Annotated in this window: 15 protein-coding genes; 6 read left to right on the top strand and 9 right to left on the bottom strand. The window is 61.4% G+C overall.

What is annotated here, in order from left to right:
* Positions 1-176 precede the first annotated feature (176 nt).
* The 8 genes from AB5Y85_RS14595 to mocA form a co-directional block, all read right to left on the bottom strand.
* On the bottom strand, positions 177-1478 hold the full coding sequence (locus tag AB5Y85_RS14595) for an NCS2 family permease (RefSeq protein ID WP_180343373.1): 1302 nt from the start codon (positions 1476-1478) through the stop codon (positions 177-179).
* A 397-nt stretch (positions 1479-1875) separates the two neighbouring features.
* Entirely contained in the window at positions 1876-3192 is a 1317-nt protein-coding gene (gene guaD, locus AB5Y85_RS14590; RefSeq protein ID WP_257687539.1) for a guanine deaminase, read from the bottom strand.
* Between the two features lie 52 nt (positions 3193-3244).
* Positions 3245-4768 carry a nucleobase:cation symporter-2 family protein gene (locus tag AB5Y85_RS14585; RefSeq protein WP_257687540.1) on the bottom strand — a complete coding sequence of 508 codons (1524 nt, stop codon included), beginning with the start codon at positions 4766-4768 and terminating at the stop codon, positions 3245-3247.
* A 95-nt stretch (positions 4769-4863) separates the two neighbouring features.
* Complete coding sequence (locus AB5Y85_RS14580; protein ID WP_257687541.1) at positions 4864-7761, bottom strand: molybdopterin-dependent oxidoreductase Mo/Fe-S-binding subunit; 2898 nt, start codon at positions 7759-7761, stop codon at positions 4864-4866.
* Positions 7758-8534, bottom strand: coding sequence for a molybdopterin-dependent oxidoreductase FAD-binding subunit (gene ygfM, locus AB5Y85_RS14575; protein ID WP_257687542.1), 777 nt, complete (start codon positions 8532-8534; stop codon positions 7758-7760). Before ygfM ends, AB5Y85_RS14580 begins: the two co-directional genes overlap by 4 nt.
* 80 nt (positions 8535-8614) lie before the next feature.
* Positions 8615-9943: a putative aminohydrolase SsnA gene (gene ssnA, locus AB5Y85_RS14570; RefSeq protein WP_204379823.1), complete on the bottom strand. Its 1329-nt coding sequence runs from the start codon at positions 9941-9943 to the stop codon at positions 8615-8617.
* Positions 9944-9973: 30 nt separating this feature from the next.
* Positions 9974-13084, bottom strand: coding sequence for a putative selenate reductase subunit YgfK (gene ygfK / locus AB5Y85_RS14565; protein ID WP_257687543.1), 3111 nt, complete (start codon positions 13082-13084; stop codon positions 9974-9976).
* Positions 13085-13416: 332 nt separating this feature from the next.
* Positions 13417-14052, bottom strand: coding sequence for a molybdenum cofactor cytidylyltransferase (gene mocA / locus AB5Y85_RS14560; protein ID WP_257687544.1), 636 nt, complete (start codon positions 14050-14052; stop codon positions 13417-13419).
* A 1-nt stretch (position 14053) separates the two neighbouring features.
* On the opposite strand from mocA, the gene yqeC reads away from it, so the two are divergent.
* Both yqeC and yqeB read left to right on the top strand, forming a co-directional pair.
* Positions 14054-14902 (top strand): selenium cofactor biosynthesis protein YqeC, encoded by an 849-nt coding sequence (gene yqeC, locus AB5Y85_RS14555; protein WP_236271389.1) that lies wholly within the window; start codon positions 14054-14056, stop codon positions 14900-14902.
* A 27-nt stretch (positions 14903-14929) separates the two neighbouring features.
* Complete coding sequence (gene yqeB, locus AB5Y85_RS14550) at positions 14930-16522, top strand: selenium-dependent molybdenum cofactor biosynthesis protein YqeB (protein WP_257687545.1); 1593 nt, start codon at positions 14930-14932, stop codon at positions 16520-16522.
* A gap of 70 nt (positions 16523-16592) precedes the next feature.
* On the opposite strand, the gene AB5Y85_RS14545 is transcribed toward yqeB, so the two are convergent.
* Positions 16593-17516 (bottom strand): DMT family transporter, encoded by a 924-nt coding sequence (locus AB5Y85_RS14545; protein ID WP_257687546.1) that lies wholly within the window; start codon positions 17514-17516, stop codon positions 16593-16595.
* Between the two features lie 262 nt (positions 17517-17778).
* Between AB5Y85_RS14545 and AB5Y85_RS14540 the strand changes: the two genes are divergently transcribed.
* The 4 genes from AB5Y85_RS14540 to AB5Y85_RS14525 all read left to right on the top strand — a co-directional run.
* The gene (locus AB5Y85_RS14540; RefSeq protein WP_257687547.1) at positions 17779-18900 is read left to right on the top strand and encodes an ABC transporter substrate-binding protein; all 1122 of its coding nucleotides are present in this window, start codon (positions 17779-17781) and stop codon (positions 18898-18900) included.
* Between the two features lie 99 nt (positions 18901-18999).
* Positions 19000-20052, top strand: a complete 1053-nt coding sequence (locus AB5Y85_RS14535; protein WP_257687548.1) for an iron ABC transporter permease — start codon at positions 19000-19002, stop codon at positions 20050-20052.
* Positions 20045-20815, top strand: a complete 771-nt coding sequence (locus tag AB5Y85_RS14530) for an ABC transporter ATP-binding protein (RefSeq protein WP_042080834.1) — start codon at positions 20045-20047, stop codon at positions 20813-20815. The genes AB5Y85_RS14535 and AB5Y85_RS14530 overlap by 8 nt, the downstream gene beginning before the upstream one ends.
* Positions 20816-20870: 55 nt before the next feature.
* Positions 20871-21749, top strand: an 879-nt coding sequence (locus tag AB5Y85_RS14525) for an MFS transporter (protein WP_368221645.1), incomplete at its 3' end; no start/stop codon positions are given.

The raw sequence follows: 21749 nt of genomic DNA, 5'->3' as shown, positions 1-21749 counted from the left end.
GGTGGGAGCCTATCAATCTGGTAGGGGATTTATCAAAATGGTATCGAGATGGCCCCCCAACTGCGGATACGGCCGAGGCGTGATAGCCAGCGTGGATAGGCTGAACACTGCAGACATAAAAAGCCGCAGGCATAAAAATGGGGCCGCCAGAGCGACCCCAAACGGGCGGGTTATCCCTAAATAGCCCACCCCCCAGCATAAAAGAGCACCAGCGCCAGGGCGATGACCACGGTGCCGACGTTGAGCTTGTGCCACTCCTTCGAGCAGATGCGGCCGATCACCAGCGAGCTGAAGCCAAGCATGATGCCGGTGACAATATTGCAGGTGAGCACAATAAATACCGCGCACACCAGCCCGGACATGGCCCCGACAAAGTCATCGAAATCGAGCTTGGTGACATTGCTCAGCATCAAGAGCCCCACATACATCAGGGCCGGTGCGGTGGCATAGGCCGGCACCAGATAGGAGAGCGGCGAGAGGAACAGCATCAGCAGGAACAGGCCACCGACCACGGTCGCGGTCAGGCCGGTTTTGCCCCCCGCCGCCGTGCCCGCCGCCGATTCGATATAGACGGCAGCGGGGGCCGCCCCCACCAGACTGGAGAAGATGCTGCTGACCGAGTCGGCACTGAGCGCCTTGCCGCTGTTGATGATGTGACCATCCTTATCCAGCAGGTTGGCCTGCCCCGCTACCGCCCGGATGGTGCCGGTGGCATCGAATACCGCCGTCATCACCAGCGCCAGTACGCTGGGCAACACCAGCGGCGAGAGGGCCCCCATGATATCCAGACTGAAGATGAGGGACTTGCCCTGATCGTCCGAGAGGCTCGGCAGGGCGAACAATCCCTGATACTTCACCGCCGGATCGAAGATAAGGCCGAAGATGGAGATGGCGATGATCACCAGCAGGATCCCCCCCGGTACTCTCAGCTTCTCCAGCCCGAAGATCACCGCAAGGCCGATCAGGGACATGATGACCGGCATGGAGGTGAAGGCCCCCAGCGCCACCGGCAGCCCCTCCAGCGGGTTCTTGATCACCAGCCCCACCCCGTTGGCGGCGATAAGCAGCAGGAAGAGACCGATACCGATACCGGTGCCGTGGGCAATCCCCATGGGCAGGTTGTCGAGGATCCAGCTACGCACCCCGGTCACCGAGATGGCGGTAAACAGCACCCCCATCAGGAAGACGGCGCCCAACGCCACCGGAATGGGGATCTGCTGCCCCAGCACCAGACTGAATGCAGTAAACGCCGTGAGGGAAATAGCGCAGCCGATGGCCATCGGCAACTTGGCCCAGAGCCCCATCAAGAGCGAACCGAACCCCGCCACCAGACAGGTGGCGACAAACACGGCGCCGGGGGGAAAGCCCGCCTTGCCGAGCATGCTCGGCACCACGATCACCGAGTAGACCATGGCAAGGAAGGTGGTGAGGCCCGCCAGCACCTCCTGTCTGACGTTGCTGCCCCGCTCGCTGATCATAAAGTAGCGATCAAGAGCCGTGAGCGGCTGTTGCTTTGCTGCGCTCTGGCTGGCGTCATCATTGGCCAGCTGTTCCACGCTGTTTGTCCTGCTGTTTGCTTGGGTCATACCCAACTCCTTCACACGCGCCTGAATGTTCCATGACGAAATGGCGACAGGATCTGCGGGTCTGCCTCGCGCCAGTTTGATAAAAAAACAGGCGATGGCGGCAGAGGATGCGACAGACAGACCAGGGCAGGCAGCCTTGACTCAAACGTTTGCCTTGCTGGTCAAAAAAACCGGGCCATTTCACGTTCTATGCGGGGAGATCCCCTGTGGTGCGGCAAGACTGGCCTCCTGTTGGGTACGCCAGCCGCCGTATTCGTTGGGGCTGCGCCGCGGCAGCCCACTCCAGCCCCTACCCCCGTTCATGCACCAGTTGGCCATCCACATAGGTGCGGTAGATGGATCTGTCATCCCCCAGGGTCAACAGCACAAAGAGCTTGTCCCGCAAGGTGGTGGAGTTGTCATAACGCAGTTGCTGCAGCGGGGTGGCGACCGGGTCGAGCACCACGAAGTCCGCCTCCTTGCCCACCGCAAAGCTGCCGATCTTCTCGTCCAGCCCCAGCGAATGGGCGCCGCCCAGGGTGGCCAGATAGAAAGCCTGATAGGCCGAGAGCCGCTCGCCCTGCAACTGCATCACCTTGTAGGCCTCGTTGAGGGTCTGCAGCATGTTGAAGGTGGTGCCGGCGCCTATGTCGGTGCCCATCCCCACCTTCACCTGCTTGCGCCACGCCTTGTGCAGCTTGAACAGGCCGCTGCCGAGATAAAGATTCGATGTGGGGCAGAAGGCGATGGTGGAGCCGGTCTCCTTCAGGCAATCCCACTCCTGCTCTTCCAGATGGACGCAGTGGGCAAACACGCAGTTGTGGCCGGTGAGCCCATGCTGGTGATAGACATCGAGATAGCCCTTGTGCGCCGGGAAAAGAGATTTGACCCAGGCGATCTCATCCTTGTTCTCGCACAGATGGGTGTGCAGATAGGTGGTGGGAAACTCTTCGCGCAGTCGCCGCGCCATCGCCAGCTGCTCGGGTGTCGAGGTGGGTGCAAATCGTGGTGTGATGGCATAGAGCATTCGACCGTTGCCGTGCCAGCGCTCGATAAGCTGCTTGCTCTGCACATAACTGCTCTCGGCGGTATCGAGCAGATAGTCGGGTGCATTGCGATCCATCATCACTTTACCGGCGATCATCCGCATATTGATGCGGCTGGCCGCCTCGAACAGGGCATCCACCGACTCGGGGTGAACGGTGCCGAACACCAGCGCCGTGGTGGTGCCGTTTCGCAGCAGCTGCTTGATAAAGAAGGTGGACATCTCGCGGGCATATTCGAGATCGTTGTAGCGCCGCTCGGCCGGGAAGGTGTGGCGGTTGAGCCACTCCAGCAGCTGCTCGCCATAGGCTCCCACCATTTCACTTTGGGGATAGTGAATGTGGGTATCGACAAAGCCGGGCACTATCATCTTGCCGCGATAATCCCGCACCCGCACCTCGGCCGGAATGCGATCTTTCCCCTCCTCCCACTCACCGAACCAGTCGATGCAACCGTTGCGAATGATCAGCAGACCATCCTCTATAAGGCGGGCGTTGGACTCAATCTCCTCGGGCTGATCCACCACCCGGGTGATATCGAAGAAGCTGCCGCGTACCGCTTTGACAGAGTTGTCGTTTTTCATAACCGTTTCCCTGTTTTTCTTGTTCTGTTGACGTTTTTTGCCGGCTTAACCGTCAGATCCGTTCCACTTGTGGCGCCACCGCCTGCCCGGGCACTGGCTCTGGTGAACCCTCAAGCTTGCTGGCCAATGGCTGGCCCGCACTGCGGGCGGTAAAGATCACATCCGGCTTGTCGCTCAGCTGGATCACTTCAACCGCCTCTGCATCCCTGACGGCCGCCTTGCGTTTGCGGCTTTGCGGCAGCACCAGATTCATGATGATGGCGGTGATGCCGCCGGCGCAGATGGGGTTCTCAACCAGCATGTAGATACCCGCCGGCAGCACCTTGAACACGTTCGGGTCGTAGGAGACGCCGAGCCCAAGACCCAGCGAAGTGGCGACAATCAGGGTCTCACGCCGATCGAAACCGTGGCTGATGATGATGCGACCACCGGCGATGGCAATCATGGAGAACATGATGACCATGGCGCCCCCCATCACAGGTGACGGGATAGTAGTGAAGAAGCGCCCTACTACGGGGAAAAGCCCCAGCAGCACCAGGATGACGGCGATAAACTTGCCCACGTGGCGTGACGCCACTCCGGTCATCTGAATGACGCCGTTGTTCTGGGCAAAGGTGGTGAGTGGCAAAGAGCCGAGGGCCGAGGCGATCACCGAGACCAACCCGTCCGCCAGCACACCGCCGGAGAGCCGTTTTTGAAACTCGGGGCCCTGAATATCCCGGTGGGAGACCATGGCGGTGGCGGTGATGTCCCCCACCGCCTCCAGCACGCTCAACAGATAGATGGTGCCCGCCAGCATAAAGGCGTGAAAATCGAAGGAGAAACCGTACTTGAACGGGATCGGCACCGTAATAAGCGGCAGGTTCTCAAGGGCGGAAAAATCCACCATGCCGAGCATCAAGGCCACCGCATAGCCCACCATCAGGCCGATGGCAATGCCGCTCATCCGCAGCAGCGGGCTTCGGCTGCAGTTGAAGGCGACGATAACGCAGAGCACCAAGAGCCCCAGCCCGATGTTCTCGTATTTGCCAAAGGTGCCGCTGCTCATGGCGGAGAAGCCGCCGCCAAAGTCGATGATCCCCACCTTGATAAGGCTCAGGCCAATCATCAGCACCACCACACCGCTCACGGTCGGGGTGATCACCCGCTTGAGGTAGGGCAGCACAAAGGAGGAGCCCATCACCAGAAAGGCACCGACAAAGGAGACCCCGAGCAGGGTCGAGACGATCAGCTCCTCATGGATGCCATCTTTTTTCATGGCGCCGCCGAGCGCGATCATCACGGTGACAAAGGAGAAGTTGACCGACTGGATGGAGAGCAGCCCCGAACCGATGGGGCCATAACGGTTCACCTGCAACCAGGTGCCGATACCGGAGGCGATCATCGCCATGGAGACCAGATAGGCGGTGATCTCGGTGGAGAGGCCCAGGGCGCCGCCGACGATCAGCGCCGGGGTTACCATGGGAACAAAAATGGCCAGCAGATGGGTCACTGCACCCATCAGGGTTTGATAAAACGGGGGTTTGTCTTCCAGCTCGTAAATAAGATCCGAGTGCTTGCGTGTTGTTTTAGACATCGTGTTTGTCCCATCACACAGAATGTAGGCGGAGTACTCATTCCGCCGTCAGGCGCTGGGGGCGAGCGTTCACCCGCCCCTCACCTTTTCTTTTGTTATGCCGACACTTTTTGCTCCAGCTTGCCCAGTTCGCGCAGGATCTGTTCCGGCGTGAAGTGCCACTTGCGCAGCCAGACACCGCAGGCGTCGTGGATGGCGGTGGCGATGGCGGGTGCCGCGCCGTTCACCCCGATCTCCGAGATGGACTTGGCGCCGTAGGGGCCAACCTTGTCGTCACTCGGCACCAGGAAGGCCCGGAAGTCGCGGGGAATGTCGCCAATCTTGGGCGCGCCATAGCTCTTCAGATCCCGGGTGAGCGGGATGCCCTTGCTGTCGTAGCAGATCTCTTCGGTCATGGTGTGGCCAATGGCCCGCATGGTCGCCCCGTAGATCTGGCCGAGGGCCAGCTCCGGGTTGATGGGGGTACCGCAGTCGAGCAGGGCGTAGAACTTGTCGAGGCGGATCTCGCCGGTTCTGACGTTGACCGCCACCTCGGCGAAGTTGGCCCCGTACGGGAAGGCGAGCTCAGAGGTGATATAGCTGGCGGTGCCCACCAGAATACCGAAGCCGGTACCGGTCTCCGCCTTGTGGGCCAGCATGGCGAGGCTCACCTCCCCCAGCTTGCCGCGCACTATGCCCGGATGAACCAGCTCTACGTCTTCGACCGGCTCGCCCAGCATGGCGGCGGCGTGGAACAGGATCTTCGCCTTGAGGTTCTCGGCCGCCATCTTGGCCGCATTGCCGGAGAAGCAGGTGCCTGACGAGGCGTAAGCCCCCTTGTCGAACAGGGCGTGGTCGGTGTCGCCAGAGATCACATGCACATCGCTGAGCGGGCAACCGAGCACCTCGGCAGTCAGCTTGGCCACCACAGTATCGAGGCCGGTGCCGATATCGGCACCACCGGAGTGGACGATAAAGGTGCCGTCCGATTCCAGCTTGACCATGCAGTTGGCCTGATCGATATCCGGGATCCCCGATTTTTGCATGATGATGGCGACGCCACGGCCGATGCGCCAATCCCCGTCGGCGGGTTTGGGGCTATCCCAGGCAATCAGTTCGCGACCCTGTTTGAGGATGGGCTCGAGGGCGCAGCTGGCCGCATGGGGCACCGAAGTGGGCATCTTGCCCTCGCCGATGGCACCCAGCACCTTGAGGATGTCCCCTTCGTGCACCCGGTTGTGCTCCACCATGTCGAGCTGATCGATGCCCAGTTTCTCGGCAAGTTCGGCAATCGCCATGGTCAGGGCAAAGTTGCCCTTGGGCGCGCCGTAGCCCTGATAGGCGCCGGTCGGACAGATGTTGCTGTAGTAGGTGTTGACGGTAAAGCGCACGTTGTCGCACGGATAGAGCGGCAGGGAGAGCGCCGGGCCGTTGCTTGGCACCGTCAATGAGTGGTTGCCGTAAGGGCCGGTGTTGGCACGAAAATCCATGTCGATGGCGGTGATGGTGCCATCTTTCTTGGCCCCCACTTTCACCTTCACCTTGGCCACGTGGCGGGAGGTGTTGCTGATGAACTCCTCTTCACGGGTGTAGCGGAAGGTGACCGGACGGCCGGTGACTTTTGTGGCCCAGGCGCACACCTCTTCCAGCAGGATATCCTGCTTGGAGCCAAAGCCGCCCCCTACCCGCTCCTTGATCACGTGCACCTGATGCTGCTTCATGCCGACGATGCGCGCCACCTGACGGCGCACGTGCCACGGCACCTGAGTGGATGCGTGAATAACCAGACGATCCCCATCCATGTAGGTGAAGCAGATATGTGGCTCGGTCGGGCACTGCTGGGCCTGGGTCGATTCGTAAGTACGTTCGACGATCTCGTCCGCCTCGGCAAAGCCTTTTGCCACGTCACCGATCTGGCCATGGACACTGGCGGCCAGGTTCTCGTGCGGGCGGGAGCCGATGGGGAAGTTGATGATCATGTGCTCGTCGCCGCGGCGCACCGAGCAGGCGTTCTGCTGCTCCAGATCCGCCGGCGCACCGGCCATGTAGACGATGGGCTCGTCGTGCACCAGCGGTGCATTGGGGGCCATCGCCTCATCGATATTCATGACCGCCGGCAGCACCTGATACTCGACATCGATGAGTTTCAGCGCCGCCAGCGCGACCGCTTCGCTCTCGGCCACCACAGCGGCGACCCTGTCACCTACGTGGCGCAGCTTGCGGCTGAACATACGGCGATCGAGCGGTGACGGCTCGGGTGCGCTCTGGCCACCCGGGGTGTAGTAGATATCCGGGCAGTTGAGGTGAGTGATGACATGCACCACCCCCGGCATGGCTTCGGCGCGGCTCACGTCGAGTTTGGTGATCACCGCATGAGGATGGGGACTGCGCAGCATCTTGATGATCAGTGCATCTTCAGTAACCCGATCCTCCACGTAGCAGGGCTTGGCCTGCACCATCTTGGCGGCGTCCACTTTCGGACAGCTCTTGCCGATATGGCGCAGATCGTCGCGAAACTCCGGGGCGATCTGGCACAGGTAATCGGGATCCTTCATCCGTGAACAGGCAAGCTCGATGGCCTGATAAAACTGCTGATAACCGCCATCGCGGTGAAACAGGCCCGAGAGGGCATCGTCGATTTGATCACGGGTGGGCTCGGGGTGGCGATCAAGCAGGTTGGTGACGATGAGCGCGGCGGCCGGATCGTTGTAGCCGGACTGCACCACGCCCACATCCACCATTGCCTGCTGCACCAGACTGAGCTGGTTCCAGCTGCCCAGCGACTCGGCGGTGCGCACTTCTGATCCATCCAGCTGGGCGGCGATCAGAAGGGAGGCGTTGATCACCTTGCCGTTGAAGAGAATGGCGTCGGAGCCGGCGAAGCCGAAGCCGTCGTCGCTGTTGCGCACCGAGTGCATCCGGCACTGGTTGAACAGCACCCGCTGGGCATTGTCACCGGCCTTGCAGATGACGGTGCGCAGGGCACCGTTCAGGGTAAAGTTGAGTTCCATCATGCTTGCACCTCCTGCTGCTGGCAGTCCACCAGCAGATCCGCCACTACCACACCGGTGATATACCGCTTGTAACTCACGCTGCCCGCCAGATCCTCACGGGGCGCAATCAGCTCGCTCACGGCGGCTTCCAGCGCGGCATCGTGCAGATCGCGGCGCTCCAGATCACGCAAACGCATCGGCTGCGGGGTGACGCCAGCGACTGCCACCCGCATCTCGCCAATGCTGTCGAGGGCCACGGCGGCGGTCATCACCGCCAAGCCATCGGCATTGCGGCTGATGCGGCGAGTGCCGCAGCGCAGTTCAGGCTCCGGCAGCACAACTCCGAGCACCAGGGCATTGCGCTGCCCCGCCAGATAGGCCTCGATGGGTTGCAACAGGTTGTTCTCCAGCACCACCACGGCTTCGAGCACCAGCAACACCGGCAGCAAGGGGGAGTCCTGCTGTTGGCAGGCAAGTTCGCCACCGAGAGTGGCCTGATTGCGCAGATGGCGGGAGTAGATAAACCCCAGCGCGTCGCACAGGGCGGCCGGGGTACGGGGATCATCTTTCAGGGTCTGCAGGGTGACGGTGGCGCCGATATGGAGCTGGCCGTGCTGTTGCTCAATCTGGTCAAGCCCCAGCCTCTCCAGCGAGATGGCGACCTTCTTGTCGGTGCGGGTCGGGGCGGCGTTAAGCTTGCTGCCGCCCCCCATGTAGACGGCGTCGTTGCCGAAGCTGGCCTTGAGTTCCAAAGCCTGACCCAGTTGCTCGGGTCGGAAGAATTGCTCAATCATGTGTCGTCCTTACTCTTGCTGCCCGCCGCCGGGAAAATCCACAGGGCGGGCAATCCGGTCCAAAACTGTGGAAGCTGGCCTTAGGCCAGCTGATCCATCCGTTGCCACAGGCGGCTCGCCACCTTGCTGGCCTGCTCATAAATGGGCGCGACATCGAACGGGAACTCGCGGTCCTGATAGACCATGCGCCCCTCCACCATCACGCTGTTGACGCTGTTCGATCCCATGCCGAAGGCGAGATGGCCACCGAGGTTGCGCGGAGCCAGCGGGGTCGGTGCGTCGTAATCACAGATGGTGAGATCGGCCTTGTAACCTGGCTCCAGGCGGCCAAATTTGGCGCCGAAGTTGCGCTCCAGCAGGGTGTTGCCGTTCCACAGGAAGCGGGCAAAGCTGTCGGGCCACAGCGCGCCACCGGCATCCTTGTGCTTGAAGTAGGCGAACTTGAGCTCTTCAAGCATGTCGGAGCCGATGCCATCGGTGCCGAGCGCCAGATTGCGATACTCCGGCAGGTGCATGTTGTAGCCCACATGGTTGTTCATGTTGGAGCGGGCGTTGTGCACCAGGAAGGCATCGCGGCTGTTGAGCAGCTCGATGTCAGCCGGGCTCAGGTAGATGCCGTGGGCGATCAGGGTCTTGCTGTCGACAAGGCCAAACTCGTCCAGCCGGGCGATGGGCTCCTTGCCATAGTGGTGGTGACCGTGGGCCATGTCGTAGCGGTCTTCCGCCACATGGATATGCAGCCCGCGACCGGTGACCTGCACCGCTTCGCGCAGCATGGCGAGTCCCTCGTCGGGCACGGTGAAGGGGGCGTGGGCACCGATATGGGCTTCCACCAGATAGGGTTCGCTCCCCTTGGCTTTGGCCGCATCGATCTGTTGGGCGAACAGGATGTTCTCCTCCACCCCGGCCTGCAATTCGGCGAGGCCACCGTTGCGATCCGTGGTCTCGAAGCAGGTCATGCCGCGCAGGCCCGCCTCCACAAACCCTTTGCGCAGCACATTCAGGGAGCCCTTGATGAAGTTGGGCGAGGCGTGGTGGTCGATCACCGCACTGCAGCCGCTCTTGATCGCCTCCAGCGAGCAGATGAGACCGCTGTAGTAGAGGGACTCTTCATCGAGCGCCCGATCAAGCCGCCACCAGAGGTTTTTCAGGGTGGATATAAAGTCTGGGCAGGGGGCAATATTGGCCATGATCCCCCGCGACAGGCCGGAGTAGAAGTGGTTGTGGGCACAGACGATGCCCGGCATCACCAGCTTGCCCCCCATCTCCCGATAGTTGGCCTCCGGGTAGAGGGCCCGCAGATTGGGCCCCACCGCTTTGATAAGGGTGCCTTCGATGGCGATATCCACCCCTTCCAGTACCCGGGTCGGCTCCAGCTGGACGGCGGTGACGTTCTTCAGAATAAACATGGTTTGCTCCTTCGCTTATTCGTGGTTCGCTCAGGCCTCGACGGCCCCCAGCAGGTAGTGGTGATGAGCGTGGACATGGCTGATGATGCGGCACATGTCGCCAAGGGCCGCAGGCGCATCCTTGATCCGGCTCTGGGCGTCTATGGTCAGGCGATAGGTCTCGCCGCCCTGACGCACCCGCAGTTCGCCACCATCCGCCAGATAGAAACCGGGGTTGCGGCTGTTGTCGAAGTCCTCGGGCAGGCTGAAGATGGTGACCTTGTCCTGATAGGGCTTGCCCTGCCACGGGCAGAACTGGGCGCAGTTGCCACATTCGTTGCAGTAGGCATCCAGGTGCAGGGTCTGGAACTGATCCTTGAAGCCCGGCACCGCGATGGCGACGTTGGCCCGGTTGGGGCAGACATCCACGCACTTGCTGCAGAGGTAGTTGCACTCGAGGCAACGGTGCGCCTCTTGCGCCACGAAGGCATCACGCTCGTTCTTGTCGACCATGGTGACGGCGATGCTCCCCTTGCGTCGGTAGATCTCATCCTTGCCCGACGGCTGGATGGTCACTTCACTCTGCTGGCTGGCGATATGCTCGCGAGAGAGCACCAGATCCGCGGCGCGGCGGGCACCACCGATGGCACCGACGATGGAGGACGGGCCACTCTGCACGTCACCGATGAGGAAGACGTTGCGACGGCTGGTTTCGCCAGTCTGGCTATCCACCTCGGGCCAGCCATCGCTGCCAAGAGGAATGCCCATCGCTTTCAATACTTCGCAATCAGGCTGCTCGCCGATGGCGGTGATCAGCGCATCCATCTGCATCACTTCGGTCTGCTCGGTGGGCACAGGACGGCGGCGGCCCTGCTCGTCAGGATCCCCCAGCGCCATCATCCGCACGGTGAGCTTGCCATCTTTGTCAAAGCGCTCCGGATTGGTGAGGAAGCAGAAACGTACCCCATCCTCTACCGCTTCCAGAACCTCCTCGCGATAGGCGGGCATCTCTTTTTCGCTGCGACGGTAGATCACGGTCACATCGCTGACACCGGGCACCTTGAGGGCGGCGCGGGCGCAGTCCATGGCGGTGTTACCGGCGCCGATCACCGCCACATGGCGGCCCAGCGGCAGCGGTTTGCCCTGATTGAAGCTGCGCAGGAAGTGGAAGGATTTGTAAATCCGCTCGTGACCCCCCTCGAGGCGCATGCCGCCATTCTTGTCGGCGCCGATGCCGACGAAGACATAGGTAAAGCCCTGGGCGTGCAGCTTGTCGACGGTGAGCGCCGGATCGCAGCCAAACTCGAACTTGACCCCGTGAGCGGCGACAAAGTCGATGTCATGCTGGATAAGCTCCGCTGGGATGCGGAACTCGGGGATGATGTGCTTGACCACGCCACCGGCATCCGCTTCGCGCTCGAACACGGTGACCGGGTGACCGGCACGGGCCAGGAAGTAACCGGCGGAGAGACCGGCAGGACCGGCGCCAATCACCGCAACCGGGTGCTTGTCACCACTGCCTGCCGGTTTGTGCCAGCGGGCCTTGTACCCTTCCCAGCCGCGCTCCAGCGCCACTTTTTTCAGCTCACGGATATTGAGCGCGCTGTCGTAATCGAGACGGGTGCAGTTGTACTGGCACTGGTGATCGCAGATATGGCCGGTGATGGCGGGCAAGGCGTTGCGCTGATAAATCAGCTCAAGGGCCGCCACATACTCCCCCTCGCCCATCAGGCGAATGTACTCGGGGATATCCTGGTGCACGGCGCAGGCGGTGACGCAGGGCGCCACGTAGCAGTCAGTCAGCGGCAGACCGCCCCCCACTTCGATGCGATCCTCGGACTTCCACTCCTTCTGGGTATAATCCATGGTGAGCGCCTTGGCGGCCAGCGCCTCCAGCTTGGCCACATCCACCTGACTCATGCCCCAGCTGTCAGAGGCGTCGATCTCTTTGAGACACTCAATCTGGCGCAGGTAGCCACCCGGTTTGAGCAGGTCGGTGGCCATGGTGATGGGACGAATACCGGTCTCGAAGATCTCCGCGATGTTGAACTTGCTGGCACCACCGGAGTAGGAGATGGGCAGCTTGCCATCGAAGGCGCGGGACAGCACGGCAGCCACGTTGATGGAGAGGGGGAACAGCGCGCGGCCGGACATATACATCTCATCGCCGGGCAGCGCCCCCTTGCGGTTGATGGTGCCAAGGGTGTTGGTGAGCTTGACCCCGAAGGTGAGCCCCTTCTCGGCCCCCAGCGCCATCAAACGGGTCAGCATCGCCTTGGCCTGCTCCAGCTTGAGGTCGTGATCGAACGACTCTTCGCTCAGACCAATGTAATCAAAGCCACAGGTATCGAGGATCTCGCGCACCCGCGGGTAGCCCAGCAGGGTCGGGTTCAATTTGACGAAGGTGTTGAGCCCCTTCTCTTCCAGCATGTAGCGGCAGATGGCCTCAATTTCGTTCGGCGGGCAGCCGTGCATGGTGGAGAGGGTGACGCCGTGAACCAGATTGGCCGGGATACGATCCACCAGCTGTTGCAGGCGATCGCGGCGCGCCCCCAGTCCCAGCTCGGCGATAAACTGCTCGTCGGCCACCAGCTCGCGCAGCACCTGCTGGTACTCGGCAAATTTCGGAGTGCTGCTGGCATCCATCAGACTGTGGATAAACTGCTGCATCGGTGGCTGTTTGATGCCATCGAGGTTGTAACCCACACTCATATTGAAGATGAAGGACTTGGCCTCTCCGTCGAGGCGCGGGTCGAACACCTCTTCCAGCAGGTAGAGGGCAAACCAGGCTTTCAGATACTCGTCAAATGCCTTGGGCAGAGTGAACTCGGTGGACCACTCTGTGTTGAAGCACTCATCCTCGGCATCGATACAGGGCTTTTCCAGTTCGAGACGGTCCAGGATCTGCACCGTCTTGAGCTCGATAAAGCGCCCGCCGGTCAGCCAGGAAGTGACGATGTTCTGGGCCAACTGGGTATGGGGGCCAGCTGCCGGGCCAATGGGGGTCTCGCAGGTTTCACCGAACACCTTGATCTTGCGCTCGTCCTGCTTGCGATAGAATTGCGCGGCGGGAATACCGAAAATGCTCTGACTCTCTTTATATTCCGCGAAAATACGGGTCAGCAGGTTCTTGAACGGAACGGGTCGCATAATATCGCCCATGGTTATCTCCTTGCAGCTGTTCTGCCCATTGGCAGCATGAATAAATGGGATATCCCGCACGGGCATTATCCCTTTGCAAGGAGAAGAGCAACAATCAGGCCACTACAGTTACAAAACTATTTTTTAGGGTGAAAGCGTGAGACAGCTCCAATTAATGATGAGAATTTACGATGCCACCATTATGGGTATTGCGAGTAGTTATCAATTACACTGGAATTTACTTAATGAGCAATTCAAAAAGAACTCACTCTATCAGATCAAGTGCGAGAAATATCACTTTGATACGCCATTTATCTCCCCATTATCTTTTTAAAACAGGGTTATTTCGTGGGCTAACTCTCATTTTCAAGAATGCCATCCAGCAGCGCCTGATAGCGCTCCGGGGTATCCACATCAAACAGGATGGCGGGGCTGTCAACTGGCACCATACGGTGCGGATGCCCTTGCAACCAGCGCCGTACCGACGACTGCACCGGGGCCGCTGCCAACTCGCGGGCAAGGGATTTTGGCAGCAACACCGGATGGCCCGCCTCCCCCTGCCAGGTAGGGAAAAGAGCCTCACAGCCCCGTGCCTGCCAGAGCTGTTGATAGACCTCGCGCGGGATACAGGGGAGATCCCCGTGGCTGATAAAGAGGTAGTCAGCGTCACTGGCCGCCAGGGCGCAGCGGATGGAGCTACCCAGTCCCTGCCGATAGTCTGGGTTGTGGACGACAACAATATCCGGCCGTGATCCGTAGCGGGCTTCAAGCTCCTCGCCACGATGGCCCACCACCAGAATAACCCGCTGACAAAAGGCCAAGGCATTTTTGAGACTTGCATCAAGCATTGTCCCCTGGCAATAAGGTAGCATCATTTTCCAGGTACCCATTCGGGAAGATAAACCCGCCGCCGTTATTATACAGTCACACTGCACTTGTTCCTGGTAACGTTGTTTTCCACTCCCTTCGATATTTATTTTGGTCGTCATTATGTCGCTACCACACGTTGTTGCTGTCGCATTTCCAGATATAGATCCACTATTAAACCCGTTCACCCAAAATATTGATAGCCATACCACCTTAATTAGCCTCTGCGGCGCCGGTGGAAAAACCAGCACCCTGTTCTGGCTGGCGGAATATTTTTATCAACAGGGTAAAAGGGTGCTAATTACCACCACCACCAGGATGTTTCTGCCTGCCCCGTCACACTATCGGGAATTGATTATCGAGACGGATCCCGTTCGTCAACTTACCCGCTGTCAGGCGCTCCCGGATGGCCCGGCGCTGGTTGCCCTGTTCAACCATCTCGACGAGCGCACCGGAAAGGTGGCGGGCCCCACGCCCCAGCAGATTGATCTTATCAAGGGGCAGCAGCGCTTCGATCTGATCCTGGTCGAAGCGGATGGCGCCCATCACAAGTTATTGAAAGTGCCCGCTTTGCACGAACCTTGCATTCCTCAGCACAGTGATTGGGTGATCGCCCTGACGGGCGGCGCCATGGTGGGGGCCAAGGCCGACCCGCAGCAGATCCACCGCTGGGCAGAGCTTCAGGCCCTGTGCGGGATAGAGGCCGGTGACCCCCTCGACTGGGCGCTGTTTCACCAGCTGCTCTCCCACCCCGAGGGGCTGTTCAAGGGCACCCCGGCCAGGGCGCGCCGGATCTGGTTTATCAATGGGGATTATCAAAATGAGGCGTCGTGGCTCGATGAATTGATAAAGCTGCATAGCCGCCACCCCGAGATCTATGCCATCTGGCAGGGGGCGGTTCGCGAGCCACAGCCCATTCGCCACGCACTCGGTTACTTCGCTCAGGATGAGGCTCAGCCGCCTCGCCCATGATGGTTTAAGGATAAGAAGAGGTACCTTATGAATCTGTTTGCACACGCAGCCCGACTGGAACAGGAGAACATTCCCTTTGCCATGGCCCAGATCATCGAGAGCCGTGGCTCCACCCCCCGCCATCAGGCCCAGATGCTGGTAATGGCCGATGGCCAGATCCTCGGCACCATCGGCGGCGGCATGATCGAGCGGCTGGTGATCGAGGAAGCGATGGCCGCCATTGCCGAGCGCAAGCCGCGTATCTTCCACGGCCGGATGGCCCGCAACGGCGAACATGCGGTCGGGTCGGATTGTGGCGGCGCCATGTCGGTCTATATCGATGTCTATGGTCTGCGACCACGGCTGGTACTGATCGGTGCCGGCCACGTCAACCGGGCGCTGGCCCATGCTGCGGCGCCACTGGGTTTTGATATCCATGTGGGCGACTGTTTTGAAGGGAGCCTCAATCCCGATCACTTCCCCGTCGGCACCCATCTCAAACAGGCCGATACCATCAGCGCGGTGATCGAAGCACTGGCCATCGAGCCCGCCAACTTCGTCATCATCGCCACCAACCATCAGGACAAGGAGGCGCTGGAGCGGCTCATCAACCGCCCCCTTGCCTATCTGGGGCTGCTCGCCAGCAAACGCAAGGTGCAGACCTTCACCCAGGCCCTGCGCCAGCAAGGGGTGAGCCAGGAACAACTGCAGCGGCTGCACGCCCCCATCGGCTACAACATAGGTGCCGAGACCCCCGAGGAGATCGCCATCAGCATCCTCGCCGAGCTGCTTCAAGTGAAAAACGGCAAATCGGGTGGGCTAATGCAGGATGACGTGCGCCTCAAGCGGGATCAACTGGTGGTGATGCGCGGCTCCGGCGATATCGCTACCGGCGTGGCGCTGCGCCTGCACAATGCCGGCTTCAAGGTGGTGATGCTGGATCTCGACAAACCCACGGTGATCCGCCGCACCGTCGCCTTCGCGCAAGGGATGTTTGATGGTGAAACCAGCGTCGAGGGAGTGCGTGCCAAGCGGGTCGAGAGCGTCGAACAGGCGTTCGAGCAGCTGGATCGGGGCATCATTCCGCTGCTGGTTGACCCCGACTGCGCCACCCTCGCCGAGCTCAAGCCCCGCTATCTGGTGGATGCCATCCTCGCCAAGCAGAACCTCGGCACCCACAAGGAGATGGCCCCCATCACGGTGGCCCTTGGCCCAGGGTTTGAGGCGGGGCGCGACTGCGATGCGGTCATTGAGACCAACCGCGGTCATCATCTGGGCCGGGTCATCTATCAGGGCCCTGCCCAGCCCAATACCGGCATTCCCGGGGTGATCGAGGGGCACTCCGCCCGCCGGGTGGTGCGCGCCCCCGCCCCCGGGGTGATGAAGAGTCTGATCAAGCTCGGTGATCTGGTGCAGGAGGGGGATGTGATTGCCCATGTAGGGGATGCCCCCATTATCGCGCCGCTCTCTGGCATGGTGCGGGGGCTGCTCAGCGATGGCATCGAAGTGCCGGTCGGCTTCAAGATTGGCGATATCGACCCGCGTGGCGAGCGCGCCGACGCCACTACGGTATCGGACAAGGCGCGCGCCATCGGCGGCGCCGTACTCGAAGCCATGATGCATTTGGCCAAGCGCAGATAAGAGAGTGTTCTTAAAACCAGAAGGGCTCGCCATGATGGCGGGCCCTTTTATCTCTTCGCTGGCAATCGGCTCAGCCGTGCTTGATGCGGGTCTCCCCCGCCACCGATACCACTGAGCGCTTGCCCTTGCGACTGATCACCAACAATGCCAGCACGATAAGGGCGATGCCGCTCCCTTCCACCGGCCCCGGATTTTCGCCCAGCAGCCACCAGGAGAGCAGCACACCGGTCACCGGCACCGCCAGGGTGCTGAGGCTGGCAATCCCCGCCGGCAATTTTTTCAACACAAACAACCAGAGACTCCAGGCGATGGCGGTGGCGAAGATGGCGCTATAGGCCAGCGCCCCCATCACGTAGGGCTGCCAGTCGATGGGGCGCTCCGGCACCAGCGCCGCCACTAGCGCCATCACTATGGTTGCGTAGATCATCTGCCAGGTGGTGAGGGACATCAGATCCACCCCGGGGTGGCGGGCATACATCCGCTTGGCGATGATGGCGCTGATCCCCCAGCAGATGCCGGAGAGGATCGCCAAGAGGGCACTCTTGAGGGATTCAAGATGCAGCAACCAGGGCTGGATCACCAGCAGCAGCCCGCAGGCGGCCACTCCGACCGCCAGATAGTGCAGCTTGCGCATCCGCTCGCCGAGAAAGAGCGCCGCGAAGATCACCACCCAGAACGGCATGGTGTAACTCAAAATGGCCACCTTGCCCGCCCCGCCGCTGATGAGGGCCCACTGGGCCAGCCCCACCATGCCGCAGGTCTGGAACAGGGCGATGGCTAATGTATAGCGAAACGGGGTGGGTTTGAGATAACGGCGGCCGCGCAGGGCCAACACCAGCAGCAGAACCAGAGATCCGCACAGGCAGCGCAAGGCGGTGAACTCGAACGCCCCCGCGTAGAGCATCACCTGCTTCATCACGATCCAGCTGTAACTCCAGATGGCGGTGAGCAGGATCAATCCCACCAGCGCCGCCATATTGATCTTTGTGCTCATTACTCTGCCTTTTTGGCGCCTGTGCGCCTGCATGCCGGGCTAACCAGCCCCGAAAAGGACCATCTTACTCTTGTGGGGGCCGACAGCCCAAACGTGCACGCCCCCTGAAGAGGGGCGTTGGCGAAGAACCTTGCCAAGGTGGGCCTCGAACGACTAATACGCTATATACGTCCCTTATCTGACCCTTGGTAAAATCGATTGCCATCATCAAATGCAAATGCTAATACTTCTCACCCCAAAATCCGTTCAAGGTTTTCACAAGATGTTTCGTCACCCCCTGGCAAAGTTGCTGCTGCTCGGTCAGCTCGCCCTGATGAGCTGGATGGCGCAGGCAAATCCCCCGGTTGAAGTAGAAGATGTGATGGGCCGCAAGGTCTCCCTCAGCCTTCCGGCAAGCCGTATCGTGCTCGGTTTCTATCCCGAGGATTATCTGGCCGTGGCCGGTGAAGGCGGCGCCGATCGGCTGGTGGGCATGTCCCGTGGCTGGTTCGTCAAGTCCCGCCCCGCCATCTGGTCGCTCTATGTGGCTAGCCTGCCGCAACTGGCCAAAGTGCCTGACCTTGGCAATGTGCAGGATCAGAGCTTCTCCATCGAGAAGACCCTGGCGGTCAAGCCCGATCTGCTGATCCTGGCGAAGTGGCAATATGAGGCCCTCGGCCCGGATCTGCCACGCTTCGAACAGGCCGGGATTCCGGTGGTGGTCATCGACTACAACGCCCAGACCCTGAAGCGCCACATGGCGAGCACCTTGCTGCTGGGCAAGGTGACAGGTCAGGAAGCTCGTGCCCAACAGATGGCCGACGAATACAAGGCCAAGATTGACATCATCACCTCCCGCATCGCCGCCGCGAAGCACCAGCCCCCTCGGGTCTATATCGAGCTGGGTGACAAGGGCCCGGCCGAGTACAGCTACACCTATGGCAAGGACATGTGGGGCGCGATGGCCCTGCTGGCCGGGGGTAACAACGTCGCGGCTCCCTTCGTCGAGCGCTGGGGCCCCATCCATCCTGAGCAACTGCTGGCGAGCAAACCCGAGGTCATCCTGATGGCGGGCTACGAGAGCGTGAGCAGCGCAGAGGCGATGCAGGTTGGCCAGGATGTGTCAGCCGAGACGGTGCGCCAGCGTCTGCAAGGCTTTGCCGCCCGCCCGGGCTGGAGCGAGTTGCCCGCAGTGCAGCAGGGTCGCCTCTATGCGGTCTATCACGGTGCCACCCGCAGCATCATGGATGCAGCTCTCATCGAGTTCATGGCCAAGGCCCTCTACCCGGATCTGTTCCAGGATCTCGATCCCCTGGCCACCTATCAGGGCTTTTACCAGCGCTATCTGCCCATCCGTCCCCAGGGCACCTTTATGCTGGGTATCAAGCCGGGTAAGGCAAACTGAATCTGGTCGTTCGGGCTCTGCCAGTCTAGGCAGAGCCCTCTTCATCCCTCTTTCACCCTTGTGGGCGCCTCTCATGGCGCCCGTTTCAGGATTGTCATCATGAATGATTTGGCTGCCCTGCAGCAGACCCTCGCCCGCCAGCGGCAACGGGAGCGCCGTCGCGGGCACTGGCTCCTGCTGCTCACCCTGATGCTGTGCATTACCCTGGTGCTCGACATCGCCACCGGCCCCTCTCTGCTGCCACTGGGCGAAGTGGTCGATGCCCTGCTCGGCCCCAGCCAGGCCGATCCCATGACCCGCACCATAGTCCATGACATGCGCCTGCCCATCGCCCTGATGGCGCTGGTGGTCGGTGCTGCGCTGGGCCTTGGCGGCGTCCAGATGCAGACTCTGCTGGATAACCCGCTGGCCAGCCCCTACACTCTGGGGCTCGCGGCGGCAGCGGGGCTCGGTGCCGCACTGGCGCTCTATACCGGCGGTCTTGGGCTCCCTCCTCTGATTGCCATTCCGGCTGGCGCCTTCATCCTCTGCATGTTTGCCGCGAGCCTTTTATTTGGCCTTGCCATGATGCGCAATGTCAGCAGCCAGACCCTGATCCTGGCGGGCATCGCCCTGCTGTTCCTGTTCCAGTCCCTGCTCTCCCTGCTGCAGTTTCTCTCCTCCCCCGAGCTCAACCAGCAGATCCTGTTCTGGCTGTTTGGCAGCCTGATGCGCACCACCTGGGACTCCCTGATCATCACCGCCGCCATCACCCTGATCTGCACCCTGCTCATCTACCGGGATGCCTGGGCCCTCACCAGCCTTCGCCTCGGGGAAGCCCGCGCCCGCAGCCTCGGGGTCAACGTGGACAGGTTGCGCATGAAGACCCTGATCCTGGTCGCCCTGCTCACCGCCACCGCCACCAGTTTCGTCGGTGTCATCGGCTTCGTTGGCCTGGTGGCACCCCATATCGCTCGCATGCTGGTGGGGGAAGATCAGCGCTTTTTGATCCCGCTCTCGGCCCTGTGCGGCGCCTGCATGCTCTCGGCGGCCTCAGTGCTCTCGAAGTCCATTATTCCGGGGGCCCTCTTTCCCATCGGCATTGTCACCGCTCTGATTGGCGTGCCCTTCTTCATCTGGTTGATCCTCGGCAGGGGGCGTAAACGTGCTTGAAATATCCCGACTCACCCTCTCCCTCGGCCAGCAGACCCTGCTGCGAGAGCTCAACCTCACCCTGCATCCGGGTCAAGTCCACGTGATCATCGGTCCGAACGGGACCGGCAAGACCTCATTGATGCGCGCCCTGTTTGGTGAACTGACCCCGGATGGCGGCGATATCCGCCTGGGGGGCCAGAGTGCCCGCCAGATGACGCAGGCCAAGTGGCGCCAGCAGTTTGGCTACATGCCCCAGAACATCCAGCTGGAGCTGGACTTGAGCGTCATCGAAGTGGTGGTACTCGGTCGCCTCGATAGCCTCTCCATGCGTCTGGCGGACGAGGACATCCTGGCGGCGGGCCGCGCCCTGCAGGCGCTCGGCATCGCCCATCTGGCTGATCGCCCCCTCTACTCCTTGAGCGGCGGCCAGCGACAGATGGTACTGTTCGCCCAGGTGCTGCTGCGCGATCCCCGCATCATGATGCTGGACGAGCCGGTCAGCGCCCTGGATCTGCACCACCAGATGCAACTGATGGAGCACCTGTGTCAGCAGACCCGCGAGCAGCAGTGGATCACCCTGGTGGTGTTGCACGATCTCAACCTCGCCGCCCAGTTTGCCGATCAGCTGATCGTACTGGCAGGGGGCGATCTGCAGGCCTTCGGCCCCCCCGCCCGGGTGCTCGACGCGGCCCTCATCGAGCGCCTCTACCATGTGCCGGTGGAGATAAGCCACGATCAGAGCGGCATCCCCTTCCTCAGAACCGTGCGAAAGGCCTCATGACTGAGCGCAGCACAACCCCGGCGGCCCCCTCCCGACACACTAATGGGAGGCGAAGATGAACGGCGCCTCTTACTGGCGGGACTGGCAGGGCATGAGCCCGGCTGCCCGCCTGCTTATCACCAACGGGCTGGCCTTCAACCTCGGCTTCTACATGATGATGCCCTTCCTCGCCCAGCACATGGGTAGCGGGCTGGGTCTCGCCGGTTGGGCCTGTGGGCTGGTCATGGGGATGCGGGTCTTCAGCCAGCAGGGGCTCTTTCTCTTGGGGGGCACCCTTGGGGATCGCATCGGCTATCACCCCGCCATCGTCTGGGGCTGCCTGGTGCGCTCCATAGGCTTCGTGTTGCTCGGCTGGGCCGAGTCCCTGCCCATCCTGCTGCTGGCCGCCGCCCTCACCGGCTTTGCGGGGGCCCTGTTCACCCCTTGCGCCCAGGCGTATCTTGCCAGCGAATGCCACAACCCGAGCCAGCGTCAGCGCGCCTTTGCCCTGCACAATCTCGCCAGCGAGGCGGGCATGCTGCTCGGGCCCCTGGTTGGACTGACACTGACCCAGCAGAGCTATACCCTGACCGGCTTGTTGGCGGCTAGTCTGTTCGCCCTGCTCGGCGTGCTGCAATACCGGGTGCTGCCCAAACGCCCGGTGAGCCACCAGAGTCCGCGTGGCGCCATTTTGCGCCAATGGAGAGAGATAGTGCGCCAGCGCTCATTTATCGTGTTTACCCTGCTGGCGGGCAGCTACCAGATCCTGTTCCACCAGCTCTATCTCGCCCTGCCCGCTCATATCCAGAGCCTGCCGGACGCCACCCACCTGCTCGGCGGGGTCTTTACCCTCTCGGCGGTGATCGGCGTCCTGCTCCAGCTACCTGCCTCCCGTCTGGTAGAGAGTCGCCTGGGTGTGCCGCTCGCCATGGGGTTGGGTATCGGGATGATGGGC

It is taken from the genome of Aeromonas sp. R3-1 (assembly GCF_040908345.1).
In the GTDB taxonomy this organism is placed as follows: domain Bacteria; phylum Pseudomonadota; class Gammaproteobacteria; order Enterobacterales; family Aeromonadaceae; genus Aeromonas; species Aeromonas veronii.
Note: the sequence above shows the minus strand (reverse complement) of the source record. Positions and strands in the feature narration are given on the sequence as shown.